The sequence below is a fragment of the Pseudomonas sp. RIT-PI-q genome (assembly GCF_001297125.1).
GTDB lineage: Bacteria > Pseudomonadota > Gammaproteobacteria > Pseudomonadales > Pseudomonadaceae > Aquipseudomonas.
The window spans coordinates 122007-138310 of record NZ_LHPC01000025.1 but is presented as its reverse complement, the minus strand read 5'-3'; the positions used below and the strand labels follow the sequence as shown (position 1 = coordinate 138310).

Below are 16304 nucleotides of genomic sequence, written 5' to 3'. Positions count from 1 at the left end.
AAACCGCGGTGCCTGGTTCGCGGGCGAGCCTCGCTCCTACAGGTCGAGCACCAAGGGCTGCGACCCTTGTGCCGGAATCGCACAACATATCAGGACTTGCCCCTCATCCGGCACTTCCGCGGGGGGCTGTGGATAATTCACCTGGCCGCTGATCAAGCGGGTTTTACAGGTTCCGCAGGAACCGCCGCGGCAACTGAACTCCGGGTGCAGACCACGGCTCTCCGCCAACTCCAGCAAACTGCCACCATCGGGTCGCCAACGGGCCTCTTTGGCCGAGCGCTGGCACACCACCGGCACAGACGTCGTAGCGGCCGGCGGTTGTTCGATGACAATGGCGTCGGGGTCCGCCCGCCGACGCCACGTTGACGGGCCAAAGGCCGCGGCGTGAATTCTGGCCTCGCGGGTATCCAGGTCCCGCAGGCCGTCGTACAGACCTTGGGTAAAACTCCCCGGGCCGCAGAGGACAAAATCCAGCTGATCGTAGTCCTCCACTTCAAGAATGCTCTGGAGCAATTCCGTGTCGATCCGTCCGGTCAGGTCGAAATCTTCACCCTCGCGCGCCTCGGCTTCCGGCTGACTGAGCAGGCGCAGCACCTTGACCGAATCACCGGCACCTTCGAGCAAGCGATCCAGCTCAGGACGAAACACCTGATCGGCCAACGTCCGCGAACTCTGGAAAAACCAGGTCGGCCGTATATGGCGAGTACGCAGGCCTTGATAAACCACCTCCCGCAGCATCGACAGCAGCGGCGTAATACCCACCCCGGCCGCCAGCAACACCAGCGGCCGCCGTTCATGCGGCGCCACAGTGAAATGTCCTTGAGGCGCGCGAGCCTCCAATAGATCGCCAACCCGAACCTGTTCATGCAGGTGCGAAGACACCCGCCCGTCACGCTTCACACTGATCCGGAAAAAATCATCGGACGGTGCACTCGACAGGCTGTACGTGCGGATATGTACATCGCCATCGATGTTGAACCGTAAAGGCAAATGCTGCCCGGCCTGGAACACCGGCATCCCGGCACCGTCAGCAGGCTCCAGGTAGATCGAGCGGATGTTGTGGCTTTGCGCTTCGATTCGCACCACCCGCAGCGGCCGCCAACTATCGCCCAACGCCTGGGCCTGCAGGCGGGCATTGGCCTGAGCCCAAGTGCCGGTCAGTAAACTGGTGGGGGACACGCCGTCGAAGCGCCAACGCAAAGCCAGGGCCGCGGGCCGACGCACCATGTGTTCCACGTGGAACGTCCACAGACGCTCGGCGCCTTGAAACGCCTCGATCTGCGGGCCTTCAAGGATGACTTCGGTACGACCGCTGAGGTGCAGCAGCTCGCCCGAATTAAAATCGATAAACAGCAAACCGGCCCGTGGATTAACCAGCAGATTGCCCAAGGTGTTGAAAAACAGGTTGCCGGCGAAATCCGGAATGGTCAGGCGATTGCCTTCCACTTGTACGAAACCGGCCTGGCCGCCACGGTGAGAAACGTCCACCGAACGTTGGCCTTCAACGTCCACGTAACTGGCGACGAAAAAGGTATCGGCCCCCGTGATCATGGTTTTTGCCGCGTCATCCAGCTCGTTGAGGTGTTGCGCGATCCGGGTCGACGGATCCGCCAGCGGCACCGAGCGAAACTGCCGCAATTGAATGTACTGCGGGCAATTGCCGTATGACTGTTCAACCGTCACCCCGAAGCCGTTCGCCGACATTGAGCCGACCCGCCCATTGAGGCGATTGCGCCGTCGCGTGTGCAGTTCGATTCCCAGCAGGCCGATTGCCGCGCCATCGGTCAATTGCGCGGGATCGTCGGCGCCCGGCAAGCTGTGGAATTGCAATAGACCCGGCTCGGGCGAGTGAGCAAAACCCGGTGGCCCTTCAAGAATACTGGCCCAGGGATTACCGTCGACATCGACCGCGCCGTACAGCATGAATGGCAATTGCTGATAGAACGTGCGGTGTTGGTCCGGCATTTCGCTGCGAACCACCCGCCGCCCCAACGCTTCCATTCGCTCAGCCACACCCACGTGAGTCTGCAACTGTATCTCGCCAGCATGCCAAGGCGAACGGTCCATAACGGCTTCTCCCCTGCACCATCGGCGCAGTGTGAACGGCCCGACAGTGTCGGACCGTAAGCATCAGGCAGTTTTTTGCAGGCCGGCGACAGTGCGCGGCATGCCGACAAAACCAGGCAGGGCTTCGATGCGCGCCAGCCAGGCACGAATGTTCGCGTAGTCGTCCAGAGACACGTTGCCCTCGGGTGCATGGGCGATGTAGCTGTACGCCGCGACGTCGGCAATGGTCGGTTCGCTGCCAGCCAGGTAAGCCGACTTCGCCAGTTCCTGATCAATCACCTTGAGCAAGCCGTGGGAATAAGCGATCACTTCTTCAGCGTTGTACGACGCGCCAAATACGGTAATCAGTCTTGCTCTGGCAGGGCCAAAGGCAATCGGCCCGGCGGCGATCGACAACCAGCGCTGAACTTTCGCCGCACCGACCGGATCGGCTGGCAGCCAGCGACCATTGCCATATTTCTGCGCCAGATAGACCAGAATCGCGTTGGAATCGGCCAGCACCACGCCCTGATCATCGATGGCCGGCACCTGACCAAACGGGTTGAGCGCCAGGTAGTCAGGCTGTTTGTGCGCGCCCTTGGCCAGATCGACAAAAACCAGCTCGGTCGGCAGTTGCAGCAGGGACAGCATCAACTCCACACGGTGAGCGTGGCCGGAACGTGGGAAGTTGTAGAGTTTGATGGCGTGCATGATCGACTCCGCTGGGTGGTGGCGCCGTTCAGGAGTGATCAGCACCGATAGCAGCCATCTTCCACTAACGACTGAAACAACAGAATAACCAGCAAACGCAATCTATTATTTCATCCCGCGCAATAGCCCTTCAGCCGTGCAAGTCCGGATGTCCGCGCAGTGCCTTTACTGCAAAGTCCACAAAACTGCGAATCCGTGCCGGCGCCTTGCGTCCGCCCTGATACACCACATGGATGGGCAAGGGCGGCAATTCAAAGTCAGCCAGGACGATTTCCAGCTCGCCGGTCACGACCTTGCTCGCTACCTGATAAGACAAGACCCGGGTGTACCCCAGACCCAGACACGCCGCAGTAATGGCCGCCTGATTCGCCGTCACCACCAGCCGTGGTTCAGATCGGATGCTCAATGGCTCTCCCGCTTCAAGGAATGGCCAGCTCCTCAGCTGACCGATGGCGGACGTCGCAATAATCGGAGCCTGCGCCAGATCTTGCGGATGTCGAGGCCGACCCTGCCTGGCCAGAAACTCCGGCGAACCGCAAATGACTCGCCGCACTTCACCGACCCGAATCGCATGCTGATTGCTGTCGGGCAACTCACCGATGCGCACAGCGACATCAATGCCCTCCTCGACCATGCTCACCACTCGATCGACCAGCAGGCCATTGATGCAGACTTCAGGAAATTGAGTCAGATAACTCACCATCACCGGCGTGACAAACAGTTCACCGAACAATACCGGCGCGGTGATGGTCAGTTGCCCACGCGGATGGGCATGACTGCCTGCCGCCGAATCCTCGGCTTCCTGCACCTCAGAGAGAATCCGCCGACAGTCTTCGAGATACCGCTGACCCGCCTCGCTCAAATGCACACTGCGCGTGGTACGCGTCAGCAGCAGCGTGCCGATACGCTTCTCGAGGGCCGCCACCGCACGCGTGACACTGGCCGCCGACATGCCCAAACGCCGCGCCGCCGCCGAAAAGCCCTGGTCCTGGGCGACGGCGACGAAGACCTGCATTTCCTGGAAGCGGTCCATGGGCGTGTCCTCAATTCAGATAAAAAAAATCGCAACCGTAGGCTGCGATTTTTAATGGCTCGATCACCTGTGGATAACTTATTCCACAGTCACCGACTTCGCCAGGTTACGCGGCTGGTCAACGTCGGTGCCTTTCAGCACGGCAACGTAGTACGAGAGCAACTGCAGCGGGATGGTGTAGAGGATCGGCGACAGAATGTCGTGGATGTGCGGCATGTGCACAACGTGTGTGCCTTCGCCATTGGTCATGCCAGCCTGCTCGTCTGCGAAGACGATCAGCTCGCCGCCACGGGCGCGGACTTCCTGGAGGTTGGATTTCAACTTCTCCAGCAGTTCGTTGTTCGGCGCCACGGTCACCACTGGCATGTCGTTATCCACAAGCGCCAACGGGCCGTGTTTCAGCTCGCCGGCCGGATAGGCTTCGGCGTGGATGTAGGAGATTTCCTTGAGCTTGAGCGCCCCTTCCATTGCGACCGGGAATTGCGCGCCACGACCGAGGAACAGCGTGTGGTTTTTCTCGGCGAACAGCTCGGCGATTTTCTCCACAGTGCTGTCCATGGCCAAGGCTTCGCCCAGACGAGTGGGCAGTCGGCGCAACTCTTCAACCAATGTCGCTTCAACACCTTTGGCCAGCGAACCGCGAACCTGGCCCAAGGACAGGGTGAGCAACAGCAGGCCAACCAATTGAGTGGTAAATGCTTTGGTCGAGGCGACACCGATTTCGCGACCGGCCTGGGTCAGCAGCGTCAGGTCGGATTCACGCACCAGCGAGCTGATACCGACGTTGCAGATCGCAAGACTGGCGAGGAAACCCAGTTCCTTGGCGTTACGCAGGGCGGCCAGGGTGTCGGCGGTCTCGCCGGACTGCGAGATGGTCACGAACAGCGTGTCGGGCTGCACCACCACCTTGCGGTAGCGGAATTCGCTGGCGACTTCGACCTGGCACGGGATGCCGGCCAGTTCTTCGAGCCAGTATCGGGCAACCATACCGGCGTGGTAGCTGGTGCCGCACGCGACGATCTGCACATTGCGCACTTTAGCGAACAGCTCGGCAGCCTGGGGGCCAAAGGCCTGCACCAGCACTCCGTTCGGGCTCAGACGACCTTCAAGGGTGCGTTGAACAACGGCTGGTTGCTCGTGGATTTCCTTGAGCATGAAGTGGCGGAATTCGCCTTTGTCGGCAGCCTCGGCGCCGTCGCGATATTGCACCGCTTCGCGCTCGACTGTTTGGCCATTAACGTCCCAGATTTGCACGCTGTCGCGGCGAATTTCGGCGATATCGCCTTCTTCCAGGTACACGAAGCGGTCAGTCACCTGACGCAGCGCCAATTGGTCGGAAGCCAGGAAGTTTTCACCCAGACCCAGGCCAATGACCAGCGGGCTGCCACTGCGGGCGGCAACCAGACGATCCGGTTGCTCTGCGCTAATCACCGCCAGACCGTAAGCACCGTGCAGCTCTTTAACGGTAGCCTTCAGGGCCACGGTCAGATCGCGTAGATCCTTGAGTTTGTGGTTCAGCAAATGCGCGATGACTTCGGTATCGGTGTCCGAAGTGAATACGTAACCCAAGGCTTTCAGCTGTTCGCGCAGGGCTTCATGGTTCTCGATGATGCCGTTGTGGACCACCGCCAGATCACCGGAAAAATGCGGGTGAGCGTTGCGCTCGCACGGCGCACCGTGCGTTGCCCAGCGGGTGTGGGCGATGCCGAGACGACCGACCAGCGGCTCTTCGGCCAACGCCAGTTCCAATTCACTGACCTTGCCCGGGCGGCGCATACGCTCGAGTTTTTCGTCGTTGGTATAAACCGCCACACCGGCGCTGTCATAGCCACGGTATTCCAGGCGCTTCAGGCCTTCGAGCAGGATGGCAGTGATATTACGTTCTGCAACTGCGCCAACAATTCCACACATGCTATTTCTCCTGACTGACAGCCGCGCAAATCAAAGTGATACCGCGGGCCTGAATCTGATCCCGTGCCTCAAGCGGCAGGCGATCATCGGTAATAAGGGTATGGACGCTGCTCCATGGCAGTTCCAGGTTGGGAATCTTGCGGCCAATCTTGTCCGCCTCGACCATCACGACCACTTCGCGGGCGACTTCAGCCATGACCCGGCTCAGTCCCAGCAATTCGTTAAAGGTGGTCGTGCCACGAATCAGGTCAATGCCATCGGCACCGATGAACAACTGGTCGAAGTCGTAAGAGCGTAGTACCTGCTCGGCAACCTGACCCTGGAAGGACTCGGAATGCGGGTCCCAGGTGCCGCCGGTCATCAACAGCACCGGCTCATGTTCGAGTTCGCTCAAGGCGTTGGCGACATGCAGGGAGTTGGTCATCACCACCAGCCCCGGTTGTTGACCCAGTTCCGGAATCATCGACGCCGTGGTACTGCCGCTGTCGATGATGATCCGCGCATGCTCGCGAATCCGCGTCACAGCGGCGCGGGCGATGGCCTGTTTGTATTTGGAAACCGGCTGACCGATATCGGCCACCAGTTCCTGAGGCATGGTAATTGCTCCGCCATAACGACGCAGCAGCAGACCATTGCTTTCAAGCGCAGCAAGATCCTTGCGGATCGTAACTTCCGAAGTTTCGAAGCGCTTGGCCAGCTCATCCACACTGACTTCACCCTGCTCAGTGAGCAAGGTGAGGATATTGTGACGGCGTTGTGGTGTATTGCGCTTCGACATGACTTGGTAAGTTTCGATTCGAAAGATAACGGAAGCAATCAAAACCTATAAGTGAAACTTCGTCAAGCGTGGGGCGATAAAAAAGATCTGTGGATAACCGTGTAGGAGCCGGCTTGCCGGCGAAGGGGTCCTTCAATGTGCATCGTTCTTCAGGACGCCTTCGCTGGCAAGCCAGCTCCTACAGGGGGTTGTGGATAAGTTAGGGCTTCTTGATTTTTTCCGGGCGTTTCCAGCCGTCGATGTTTTTCTGGCGCCCGCGGCCCACAGCCAATTGTGCTTTATCCACATTTTGCGTAATGGTGGAACCGGCCGCGGTGGTCGCACCGTCCGAGATATCCACAGGCGCCACCAACGAGTTGTTGGAACCGATGAACACATCTTCACCCAACACGGTTTTCCACTTGTTGGCGCCGTCGTAGTTACAGGTGATGGTGCCTGCGCCGATATTGGTCCGGGCGCCGACCTCGGCGTCGCCCAGGTAGGTCAGATGACCGGCCTTGGCACCTTCGCCTAGGTGCGCGTTTTTCAATTCGACAAAGTTACCCACATGGGCACGAGCCTCCAGTACCGTCCCCGGACGCAAACGAGCGAACGGACCCGCATCGCTGCCTTCACCGAGAATGGCGCCTTCAATATGACTGTTGGCCTTGATCACCACGCCCTTGCGCAAGGTGCTGTCCTTGATCACGCAATTTGGACCGATCACCACGTCGTCTTCGATGACCACCTTGCCTTCGAGGATGACGTTGATATCAATCAGCACGTCGCGGCCGACGGTGACGTCACCGCGCACATCGAAACGTGCCGGGTCGCGCAGGGTCACGCCTTGAGCCATCAAACGACGACCGGCGCGCAGCTGATAGTGACGCTCAAGTTCGGCAAGCTGCTTGCGATCATTGGCACCCTGCACTTCCATGGCATCGTGAGGTTGCTCGGTCGCCACCACCAAACCATCGCTGACCGCCATGGCGATCACGTCGGTCAGGTAATACTCGCCCTGGGCATTGTTGTTGGAGAGACGGCTCATCCAGCTGCCAAGTTGCGCGAACGGCAGCGCCAGGATTCCAGTGTTGCCTTCGGTAATCGCACGCTCGGCTTCGTTGGCGTCCTTCTGTTCGACGATGGACGTAACCTTGCCGTCGGCGTCACGGACGATGCGGCCATAGCCGGTCGGGTCGTCCAGTTCGACGGTCAGCAGGCCAAGTTGCTGTGGCGCTACCTGCTTGAGTAGACGCTGCAGGGTCTCGACTTCGATCAACGGCACATCACCGTAGAGAATCAGCACGGTGTCAGACTCGATGAAGGGCACAGCTTGAGCAACCGCGTGGCCAGTCCCCAGTTGTTTGTCCTGCAGGACGAAATTCAGATCATCCGCCGCCAGGCGCTCACGCACAGCATCGGCACCGTGGCCGATCACCACGTGGATGCGCTGTGGATCAAGTTGCCGGGCGCTGTGGATAACATGGCCAAGCATCGAGTTGCCGGCAATCGGGTGCAGGACTTTCGGCAACGCCGAACGCATACGTGTGCCTTGGCCAGCAGCGAGAATAACGATTTCAAGAGACATGACTGGCTACCAATCCTGGATGGTCAGCGACTGCGACCAATGTTATGAAAGTCGGAAAAGAAAAAAGGGTAGCCGAGGCTACCCTTTCTAATCAATCGCGCAACAAGTAGTAGCCTATTAGTGGCCAAACTTCTTGCGGATCTGCTGGACGGTGCGCAGCTGAGCTGCAGCCTCGGCCAGACGTGCGGCAGCGGAACCGTAATCGAATTCGGCGCCACGTTCATGCAAGGCCTTCTCGGCAGCCTTAACGGCTTCCTGAGCGGAGGCTTCATCCAGGTCGGCAGCACGTTGCACGGTGTCGGCAAGAACCTTGACCATGTTCGGCTGAACCTCGAGGAAACCACCGGAGATGTAAAACACCTCCTCTTCCCCGCCCTGCTTGACCAGGCGGATCGGACCCGGCTTGAGATTTGTGATCAGCGGCGCGTGACCCAGGGCGATACCAAGATCACCCAGTGCACCGTGCGCAATCACCATCTCGACCAGGCCGGAAAAGATTTCCCCTTCCGCGCTGACGATATCGCAATGGACTGTCATAGCCATCTGATTGCCTCAACCTAAATTAGCGCCCGTTGCCGGGCGCCGGGATTACAGTTTCTTGGCTTTCTCGATCGCTTCTTCGATGCCGCCGACCATGTAGAACGCTTGTTCTGGCAGGTGGTCGTAGTCACCGTTGAGGATGCCTTTGAAGCCAGCAATGGTGTCTTTCAGGGAAACGTATTTACCCGAAGCACCGGTGAAGACTTCAGCCACGAAGAACGGCTGCGACAAGAAACGCTGGATCTTACGAGCACGGTTTACCAACTGCTTATCGGCTTCCGACAGCTCGTCCATACCCAGGATCGCAATGATGTCCTTCAGTTCTTTGTAACGTTGCAGAACATACTGTACGCCGCGAGCGGTGTCGTAGTGGTCCTGGCCGATCACGTTCGGGTCCAGCTGGCGCGAAGTCGAGTCGAGTGGATCGACCGCTGGGTAGATACCCAGGGAAGCGATGTCACGAGACAGAACGACGGTGGCGTCCAAGTGGGCGAAAGTGGTCGCTGGCGACGGGTCAGTCAAGTCATCCGCAGGTACGTATACCGCTTGGATCGAGGTGATCGAACCGTTTTTGGTCGAAGTGATACGCTCTTGCAGAGTACCCATCTCTTCGGCCAGGGTCGGCTGGTAACCTACTGCGGAAGGCATACGGCCCAGCAGTGCGGATACTTCAGTACCGGCCAGGGTGTAACGATAGATGTTGTCGACGAACAGCAGAACGTCGTTACCTTCGTCACGGAACTTCTCGGCCATGGTCAGGCCGGTCAGTGCTACGCGCAGACGGTTACCCGGCGGCTCGTTCATCTGACCGTAAACCAGTGCCACTTTGTCCAGAACGTTGGAATCCTTCATCTCGTGGTAGAAGTCGTTACCCTCACGAGTACGCTCACCCACACCGGCGAACACGGAATAACCGCTGTGCTCGATGGCGATGTTACGGATCAGTTCCATCATGTTTACGGTTTTGCCTACACCGGCACCACCGAACAGACCGACTTTACCACCCTTGGCGAACGGGCAAACCAGGTCGATAACCTTGATGCCGGTTTCCAGCAGGTCGTTGCCGCCCGCTTGTTCAGCGAAGGTTGGCGCAGGACGGTGAATGCCCCAGCGCTCTTCGGTGTCGATCGGGCCAGCTTCGTCGATCGGGTTGCCCAGTACGTCCATGATCCGGCCCAGCGTCGCTTTACCGACCGGTACGGAGATGGCTGCGCCAGAGTCCTTGACTTCCAGACCGCGCTTCAAGCCTTCGGTGGAACCCATCGCAATGGTACGAACCACGCCGTCGCCCAGCTGCTGCTGAACTTCCAGGGTGGTCCCTGCCGCGCTTTGTACCAACAGCGCGTTGTAGATGCTCGGTACGCTGTCGCGTGGAAATTCCACGTCGATAACGGCGCCGATGATTTGAACGATACGTCCGCTACTCATAGCTGGATCCTCTGAATATTTGAACCGTTAAACCGCGGCAGCGCCGCCGACGATTTCCGAGATCTCTTGGGTGATCGCAGCCTGACGCGCCTTGTTGTAGACCAGCTGCAAATCGCTGATCAAATCACCGGCGTTGTCGGTAGCGTTCTTCATCGCGATCATCCGCGCAGCTTGTTCAGCCGCGTTGTTCTCGACCACCGCCTGGTAGACCTGCGACTCCACGTAACGGACCATCAAGCCGTCAAGCAGCTCTTTGGCGTCCGGTTCGTACAGATAATCCCAGTGGTGCTTGAGTTCTTGATCCGGGGTTGCCACCAGTGGAATCAACTGCTCCACCGTAGGCTGTTGCGTCATGGTGTTGATGAACTTGTTGGACACCACGGACAGGCGGTCAATACGGCCGTCCAGGTAGGCATCCAGCATCACCTTGACGCTGCCGATCAGGTCATTGATCGACGGCTCTTCACCCAGGTGGCTGATAGCTGCTACGACGTTACCGCCGAAGTTGCGGAAGAAAGCCGCACCCTTGCTACCAACAACACACAGATCGATCTCGACGCCGTTTTCGCGGTTTACCGCCATGTCCTTGACCAGGGCCTTGAACAGGTTGGTGTTCAAGCCACCACACAGACCACGGTCACTGCTCACCACGACATAACCGACGCGCTTTACTTCGCGGTCGATCATGAACGGGTGGCGATATTCCGGGTTGGCGTTGGCCAGATGGCCAATACCCTGGCGGATGCGCTCCGCATAAGGGCGGCTAGCCGACATGCGCTTTTGTGCCTTGCGCTTTTTGCTGACCGCCACTTTTTCCATGGCGCTGGTAATCTTTTGCGTGCTTTTGATGCTCGCAATCTTACTGCGAATCTCTTTTGCGCCTGCCATGTAACACCTATCAGGTTAGCAAGCGGGAGCCTTGCGGCTCCCGCTGCGGCTTACCAGGTTTGGGTGGCCTTGAACTTCTCGATACCGGCTTTCATGCCAGCATCGATTTCGTCATTGAAGTCACCCTTCACGTTGATCTTCGCCATCAAATCGGCGTGATCGCGGTTGAAGAAAGCAATCAGCGCTTGTTCGAAGCTGCCGATCTTGGCGATTTCAACGTCAGTCAGGAACCCACGCTCAGCGGCATACAGCGACAGCGCCATGTCAGCGATCGACATTGGTGCGTATTGCTTCTGCTTCATCAGCTCGGTAACGCGCTGACCATGCTCAAGTTGCTTACGGGTCGCTTCGTCCAGGTCAGAAGCGAACTGGGCGAATGCCGCCAGTTCACGGTACTGAGCCAGAGCGGTACGGATACCACCGGAGAGCTTCTTGATGATCTTGGTCTGAGCGGCACCACCCACACGGGATACCGAAACACCGGCGTTCACAGCAGGACGGATCCCGGAGTTGAACATGGCCGATTCCAGGAAGATCTGACCGTCGGTGATGGAAATCACGTTGGTCGGAACGAACGCGGAAACGTCGCCAGCCTGGGTTTCGATGATCGGCAGTGCGGTCAGGGAACCGGTTTTGCCGGTCACTGCGCCGTTGGTGAACTTCTCTACGTACTCTTCGGAAACGCGGGATGCGCGCTCCAGCAGACGGGAGTGGAGATAGAACACGTCGCCTGGGTAAGCTTCACGGCCTGGTGGACGGCGCAGCAGCAGGGAAATCTGGCGGTAAGCCACTGCTTGCTTGGACAGATCGTCATAAACGATCAGCGCGTCTTCACCGCGGTCGCGGAAGAATTCACCCATGGTGCAACCGGAGTACGGTGCCAGGAATTGCAGTGCTGCAGATTCCGAAGCGCTCGCTGCGACGACGATGGTGTTAGCCAGCGCGCCGTTCTCTTCCAGCTTGCGAACCACGTTAGCGATGGTCGATTGTTTCTGACCGATGGCTACGTAGACGCAGAAAATACCGCTGTTTTTCTGGTTGATGATCGCGTCGATCGCCAGAGCGGTTTTACCGATCTGACGGTCACCGATGATCAGCTCACGCTGGCCACGGCCGACAGGGATCATGGCATCGACAGCCTTGTAGCCAGTCTGTACAGGCTGGTCTACCGACTTACGCCAGATCACGCCTGGAGCAACTTTCTCGACCGCATCGGTCTCGGTGTTGTTCAGCGGACCTTTGCCGTCAACCGGGTTACCCAGTGCGTCGACTACGCGACCCAGCAGTTCCTTACCAACCGGAACTTCGAGGATGCGGCCAGTGCACTTGGCGCTCATGCCTTCAGCCAGAGACTGGTAGGAGCCCAATACAACGGCGCCTACAGAGTCTTGCTCAAGGTTGAGGGCCATACCGAAGACGCCGCCCGGAAACTCGATCATCTCGCCGTACATTACGTCGGCCAGACCGTGAATCCGCACGATACCGTCAGATACGCTGACGACTGTGCCTTCGTTACGGGCTTGGGAGGTCACATCGAGCTTGTCGATGCGGCCCTTGATAATTTCACTTATTTCGGAAGGATTGAGTTGCTGCATTGCTCTGCTGCCCCTTCAAACTCAAGATTTCAATGCTTCGGCAAGGCTCGCGAGTTTGCCGCGAACCGAGCCATCGATTACCAGGTCGCCGGCGCGGATGACAATGCCCCCAATAAGGGATTTGTCTTCCTCGACTTGCAGGCGCACTTCCCGGTTGAGTCGTGCACTGAGAACCTTGGCGAGTTTGTCTTGCTGTTCTTGGTTCAATGCAAAAGCACTGGTCACTTCAACGTCTACCGACTTCTCTTGTTCGGCCTTGTACAGGTCAAACAGAGCGGATATCTCCGGCAACAGCGGGAGACGGTCGTTTTCGGCAACGACGTGAATGAAGTTCTGTGCCTTGGCATCAAACTTGTCGCCGCACACGTCAATAAACGTGGCGGCCTTGTCTGCGCTCGTCAGTCGCGGGGCCTTGAGCACGCGCTGCATAGTGTCGTCTTGCGACACTGCTGCAGCCAGGCCGAGCATGGCTGACCAAGAGGCCAGTTGCTGGTGGGCCTGGGCGTGCTCGAAGGCTGCCTTAGCGTAAGGTCGGGCCAACGTGGTCAATTCTGCCATGATCGCCCTCGCTTAAATTTCAGCAGCCAGTTTGTTTACCAGCTCCGCGTGCGCGTTTTGATCGATTGTGGCACCCAGGATCTTCTCGGCGCCGCCGACAGCCAGTGCACCCAGTTGGGCACGCAGCGCGTCTTTGACACTGTTCAGTTCCTGCTCGATCTCGGCCTGAGCCTGAACCTTCACACGGTCAGCGTCGATACGGGCTTTTTCAACAGCCTCTTCAACGATCTGGTTACCGCGTTTCTTGGCTTGCTCAATGATTTCGGCTGCCTGAGCTTTCGCTTCGCGCAGTTGCTGACCCGCTTTATCTTGGGCCAACTCCAGGTCGCGAGCTGCTCGGGCGGCAGCGTCCAGTCCATCCGCGATCTTCTTCTGACGTTCGTGCAAAGCCGCGATGACCGGAGGCCATACGAACTTCATGCAAAAAAGTACAAAAATTAAGAACGCAACGGACTGGCCAATCAGGGTTGCATTAATGTTCACGCCAACACCTCGCTCGTTCGTTGCACAACACACTAATCACTCGACGATTCGAGTGATTAGCCAGCGAGTTGACCAACGAATGGGTTCGCGAAGGTGAAGAACAGAGCGATACCAACACCGATCATGGTTACGGCGTCGAGCAGACCGGCAACGATGAACATTTTAACTTGCAGCATTGGAACCATTTCTGGTTGACGCGCGGCGCCTTCCAGGAACTTGCCGCCCAACAGGCCGAAACCAATTGCGGTACCCAGTGCGCCCAGGCCGATCAACAGTGCAACAGCGATAGCGGTTAGACCAACTACAGTTTCCATCTTTCCTCCCGACTTTTACGTCGTATGGTTTAGGTTTTTTAGATTTTAAAGCGGTAAAACAAATCGTTTCATAGCCCTGTTCGGGCACCCACCCGTTTGACCGAGTGGGACATCAGACCAGTCGAGACTGGTCTTAATGGTTCTCTTCGTGCGCCATCGACAGGTAAACGATGGTCAACATCATGAAGATAAACGCCTGCAGGGTGATGATCAGGATGTGGAACACAGCCCACGCCCACTGCAGAACTATGCCCAGGCCGCTAAGCCAGAGCAGACCGCTGCCGAACATCACAGCAATCAGAATGAAGACCAGTTCGCCGGCATACATGTTGCCGAACAGACGCAGTGCCAACGAGATTGGCTTGGCAATCAGTGTCACGAACTCCAGCAGGAAGTTCACCGGAATCAGCAGGGCTTGAACGAAGATGTTCTTGCTGCCGAACGGGTGCAGGGTCAGTTCGCCGATGAAGCCGCCGATGCCCTTGACCTTGATGCTGTAGAAAATGATCAACGCAAATACCGACAGGGCCATGCCCAAGGTAGCGTTCGGGTCAGTGGTCGATACGGCGCGGAACGGAATGTGCGCGTCGCCGGAGATCCACATGGCCACTTGAGGAATCCAGTCAACCGGAATCAGGTCGACGGCGTTCATCAGGAAGACCCAGACGAAGATGGTCAGTGCCAGCGGTGCAATCACCGGGCTACGGCCATGGAAGCTGTCTTTCACGCTGCCATCGACGAATTCGACCAATACTTCAACGAAGTTCTGCAAAGCACCAGGCTGACCGGAAGTCGCCTTCTTCGCCGCCATGCGGAAAAGAAGAACGAAGATCAGACCCAACGCGACCGACCAGCCGAGGGTATCGACGTGGAAAGCCCAGAAGCCCATTTCTTTGGCTTCTGCTGCGGTGTGGGCAAAACCCCATCCGCCAGTTGGATGCTGACCGAAGGTCAGGTTCTGTAAGTGGTGCTGGATATAGCCCGAAGCGGTTGTTTCTGCCATGGTTGCCTCAAACGCCCTAAGGTCTCGAAAGTCTTGTTCTCATCAGCAGGGGCGCGAACCAGCTGACCAGTTGGGTCAACACGAAGACGCCGAATACAGCTAGCGGCGCCAATGGCTTCACACCTGCAAACGTCAATGCAAAGAGCACTGCCGTCAAAATCAGTTTGCCCGCCTCGCCGGCATAAAAAGACCGGACGATGGCTTGAGCTGCTCGGGCGCCGGAAAACCGAAATGCCCTGTGAGCGAAATAAACATTGGGCAGCAAGGCTATCAGGCCTCCGCAAAGTCCTGAGTATCCGGCAACGACTCCATGCCAGTACCAGAGCGCCAAAGCGGCCAGTACCAAAACGACAAATTGAGCCAGTAGGACCGGAAAAACTGCCAGGCGATGGAACGGCAAGCGGTTTGGCGTGCGGCTCTCCATCGTTTTTGCTCCCCAATGATCGGCTGCCAGAATTCAATAACTTGGCATAATTTGTGCCGACAAAATGCGCGCAGAGTATAGGGGCGGTTCTGCCCCTATTCAACTGTCAGGTAGTGATTTCCGACTGCACGCTACATGAGGAAATGTTTCAGCGGATGTGTGCGAGCACACCTTGAAGCTCATCGAGCGAGTTATAGCCGATCACCAACTGCCCCTTCCCCTTTTTACCGTGGCGAATCTGCACCGCAGAGCCTAGGCGCTCGGCCAGACGCTGTTCGAGCCTTGCGATATCCGGGTCCGGCTTTACCGGTTCAGCAGGTTCCTGTTTACCACTCAACCACTGGCGAACCAGTGCTTCAGTCTGGCGTACAGTCAGCCCCCGTGCGACAACGTGTCGCGCCCCTTCAACCTGTTGATTCTCCGGCAAACCGAGCAAAGCCCGGGCATGACCCATTTCCAGGTCGCCGTGGGACAGCATGGTCTTGATTACTTCCGGCAACGCGATCAAGCGTAGCAGGTTCGCCACGGTTACCCGGGATTTCCCCACCGCTTCGGCAACTTGTTGCTGAGTCAGCTGGAATTCCTGCTGCAAACGCTGCAAGGCCACCGCTTCTTCGATCGGGTTGAGGTCTTCACGCTGGATGTTTTCGATCAGCGCCATGGCGATCGCGGTTTCATCCGGGACATCGCGCACCATCGCCGGGATGGTTTCCTGGCCAGCCTGCTGGCTGGCACGCCAGCGACGTTCGCCAGCGATGATTTCGAAGCGACCGCTGCCGATCGGACGCACCACGATCGGCTGCATCACGCCCTGGGCCTTGATCGACTGCGCCAGCTCCTCCAGCGCCTGGGGATCCATGTCCCGACGTGGCTGGTACTTGCCGCGCTGGATCAGGTCCAGGGGCAGGTGCTGCAGCTCACGCTGATCGGCTTGCACCGCTTGTTCTTCCAGCGAGCTGACAGTCGGACCACTCAGCAGTGCATCCAGTCCACGTCCGAGACCTCGTTTCTTGACGGCCATGGGG

At 58.1% G+C, this 16304-nt stretch carries 16 protein-coding genes; all 16 read right to left on the bottom strand.

What is annotated here, in order from left to right:
• Nucleotides 1–36: 36 nt before the first annotated feature.
• Nucleotides 37–2067: a 2Fe-2S iron-sulfur cluster-binding protein gene (locus AEQ67_RS10355; RefSeq protein WP_059403776.1), complete on the bottom strand. Its 2031-nt coding sequence runs from the start codon at nucleotides 2065–2067 to the stop codon at nucleotides 37–39.
• 63 nt (nucleotides 2068–2130) lie between these two features.
• Nucleotides 2131–2757 carry a glutathione S-transferase family protein gene (locus AEQ67_RS10350; RefSeq protein WP_059403775.1) on the bottom strand — a complete coding sequence of 209 codons (627 nt, stop codon included), beginning with the start codon at nucleotides 2755–2757 and terminating at the stop codon, nucleotides 2131–2133.
• A gap of 130 nt (nucleotides 2758–2887) precedes the next feature.
• Complete coding sequence (locus AEQ67_RS10345; RefSeq protein WP_059403774.1) at nucleotides 2888–3790, bottom strand: LysR family transcriptional regulator; 903 nt, start codon at nucleotides 3788–3790, stop codon at nucleotides 2888–2890.
• A 78-nt stretch (nucleotides 3791–3868) separates the two neighbouring features.
• Nucleotides 3869–5701, bottom strand: a complete 1833-nt coding sequence (glmS, locus tag AEQ67_RS10340; RefSeq protein ID WP_059403773.1) for a glutamine--fructose-6-phosphate transaminase (isomerizing) — start codon at nucleotides 5699–5701, stop codon at nucleotides 3869–3871.
• Between the two features lies 1 nt (nucleotide 5702).
• Nucleotides 5703–6479: a DeoR/GlpR family DNA-binding transcription regulator gene (locus AEQ67_RS10335; protein ID WP_059403772.1), complete on the bottom strand. Its 777-nt coding sequence runs from the start codon at nucleotides 6477–6479 to the stop codon at nucleotides 5703–5705.
• 199 nt (nucleotides 6480–6678) lie between these two features.
• Nucleotides 6679–8046 carry a bifunctional UDP-N-acetylglucosamine diphosphorylase/glucosamine-1-phosphate N-acetyltransferase GlmU gene (gene glmU / locus AEQ67_RS10330; protein ID WP_059403771.1) on the bottom strand — a complete coding sequence of 456 codons (1368 nt, stop codon included), beginning with the start codon at nucleotides 8044–8046 and terminating at the stop codon, nucleotides 6679–6681.
• A 117-nt stretch (nucleotides 8047–8163) separates the two neighbouring features.
• A complete protein-coding gene (locus tag AEQ67_RS10325) occupies nucleotides 8164–8589 on the bottom strand; it encodes a F0F1 ATP synthase subunit epsilon (protein ID WP_059403770.1) in 426 nt (141 codons plus the stop codon).
• A 45-nt stretch (nucleotides 8590–8634) separates the two neighbouring features.
• Nucleotides 8635–10014 carry a F0F1 ATP synthase subunit beta gene (gene atpD, locus AEQ67_RS10320; RefSeq protein WP_033059678.1) on the bottom strand — a complete coding sequence of 460 codons (1380 nt, stop codon included), beginning with the start codon at nucleotides 10012–10014 and terminating at the stop codon, nucleotides 8635–8637.
• Between the two features lie 27 nt (nucleotides 10015–10041).
• Nucleotides 10042–10902, bottom strand: coding sequence for a F0F1 ATP synthase subunit gamma (gene atpG / locus AEQ67_RS10315; RefSeq protein ID WP_059403769.1), 861 nt, complete (start codon nucleotides 10900–10902; stop codon nucleotides 10042–10044).
• Between the two features lie 50 nt (nucleotides 10903–10952).
• Complete coding sequence (atpA, locus tag AEQ67_RS10310; RefSeq protein ID WP_008155713.1) at nucleotides 10953–12497, bottom strand: F0F1 ATP synthase subunit alpha; 1545 nt, start codon at nucleotides 12495–12497, stop codon at nucleotides 10953–10955.
• 21 nt (nucleotides 12498–12518) lie between these two features.
• On the bottom strand, nucleotides 12519–13055 hold the full coding sequence (locus tag AEQ67_RS10305; RefSeq protein ID WP_059403768.1) for a F0F1 ATP synthase subunit delta: 537 nt from the start codon (nucleotides 13053–13055) through the stop codon (nucleotides 12519–12521).
• A gap of 12 nt (nucleotides 13056–13067) precedes the next feature.
• A complete protein-coding gene (locus AEQ67_RS10300) occupies nucleotides 13068–13538 on the bottom strand; it encodes a F0F1 ATP synthase subunit B (protein WP_007903028.1) in 471 nt (156 codons plus the stop codon).
• Between the two features lie 56 nt (nucleotides 13539–13594).
• Nucleotides 13595–13852: a F0F1 ATP synthase subunit C gene (gene atpE, locus AEQ67_RS10295; protein ID WP_002555987.1), complete on the bottom strand. Its 258-nt coding sequence runs from the start codon at nucleotides 13850–13852 to the stop codon at nucleotides 13595–13597.
• A gap of 133 nt (nucleotides 13853–13985) precedes the next feature.
• Nucleotides 13986–14855, bottom strand: coding sequence for a F0F1 ATP synthase subunit A (atpB, locus tag AEQ67_RS10290; RefSeq protein WP_059403767.1), 870 nt, complete (start codon nucleotides 14853–14855; stop codon nucleotides 13986–13988).
• A gap of 16 nt (nucleotides 14856–14871) precedes the next feature.
• On the bottom strand, nucleotides 14872–15279 hold the full coding sequence (locus AEQ67_RS10285) for a F0F1 ATP synthase subunit I (RefSeq protein WP_007948092.1): 408 nt from the start codon (nucleotides 15277–15279) through the stop codon (nucleotides 14872–14874).
• A gap of 148 nt (nucleotides 15280–15427) precedes the next feature.
• Nucleotides 15428–16300, bottom strand: coding sequence for a ParB/RepB/Spo0J family partition protein (locus AEQ67_RS10280; RefSeq protein ID WP_008027541.1), 873 nt, complete (start codon nucleotides 16298–16300; stop codon nucleotides 15428–15430).
• Nucleotides 16301–16304 lie beyond the last annotated feature (4 nt).

Excerpts from the sequence above, each read along its gene's own strand:
- AEQ67_RS10355 (WP_059403776.1), bottom strand. The coding sequence starts at position 2,067 with ATGGACCGTTCGCCTTGGCATGCTGGCGAGATACAGTTGCAGACTCAC.
- AEQ67_RS10350 (WP_059403775.1), bottom strand. The coding sequence starts at position 2,757 with ATGCACGCCATCAAACTCTACAACTTCCCACGTTCCGGCCACGCTCAC.
- AEQ67_RS10345 (WP_059403774.1), bottom strand. The coding sequence starts at position 3,790 with ATGGACCGCTTCCAGGAAATGCAGGTCTTCGTCGCCGTCGCCCAGGAC.
- glmS (WP_059403773.1), bottom strand. The coding sequence starts at position 5,701 with ATGTGTGGAATTGTTGGCGCAGTTGCAGAACGTAATATCACTGCCATC.
- AEQ67_RS10335 (WP_059403772.1), bottom strand. The coding sequence starts at position 6,479 with ATGTCGAAGCGCAATACACCACAACGCCGTCACAATATCCTCACCTTG.
- glmU (WP_059403771.1), bottom strand. The coding sequence starts at position 8,046 with ATGTCTCTTGAAATCGTTATTCTCGCTGCTGGCCAAGGCACACGTATG.
- AEQ67_RS10325 (WP_059403770.1), bottom strand. The coding sequence starts at position 8,589 with ATGGCTATGACAGTCCATTGCGATATCGTCAGCGCGGAAGGGGAAATC.
- atpD (WP_033059678.1), bottom strand. The coding sequence starts at position 10,014 with ATGAGTAGCGGACGTATCGTTCAAATCATCGGCGCCGTTATCGACGTG.
- atpG (WP_059403769.1), bottom strand. The coding sequence starts at position 10,902 with ATGGCAGGCGCAAAAGAGATTCGCAGTAAGATTGCGAGCATCAAAAGC.
- atpA (WP_008155713.1), bottom strand. The coding sequence starts at position 12,497 with ATGCAGCAACTCAATCCTTCCGAAATAAGTGAAATTATCAAGGGCCGC.
- AEQ67_RS10305 (WP_059403768.1), bottom strand. The coding sequence starts at position 13,055 with ATGGCAGAATTGACCACGTTGGCCCGACCTTACGCTAAGGCAGCCTTC.
- atpE (WP_002555987.1), bottom strand. The coding sequence starts at position 13,852 with ATGGAAACTGTAGTTGGTCTAACCGCTATCGCTGTTGCACTGTTGATC.
- atpB (WP_059403767.1), bottom strand. The coding sequence starts at position 14,855 with ATGGCAGAAACAACCGCTTCGGGCTATATCCAGCACCACTTACAGAAC.
- AEQ67_RS10285 (WP_007948092.1), bottom strand. The coding sequence starts at position 15,279 with ATGGAGAGCCGCACGCCAAACCGCTTGCCGTTCCATCGCCTGGCAGTT.
- AEQ67_RS10280 (WP_008027541.1), bottom strand. The coding sequence starts at position 16,300 with ATGGCCGTCAAGAAACGAGGTCTCGGACGTGGACTGGATGCACTGCTG.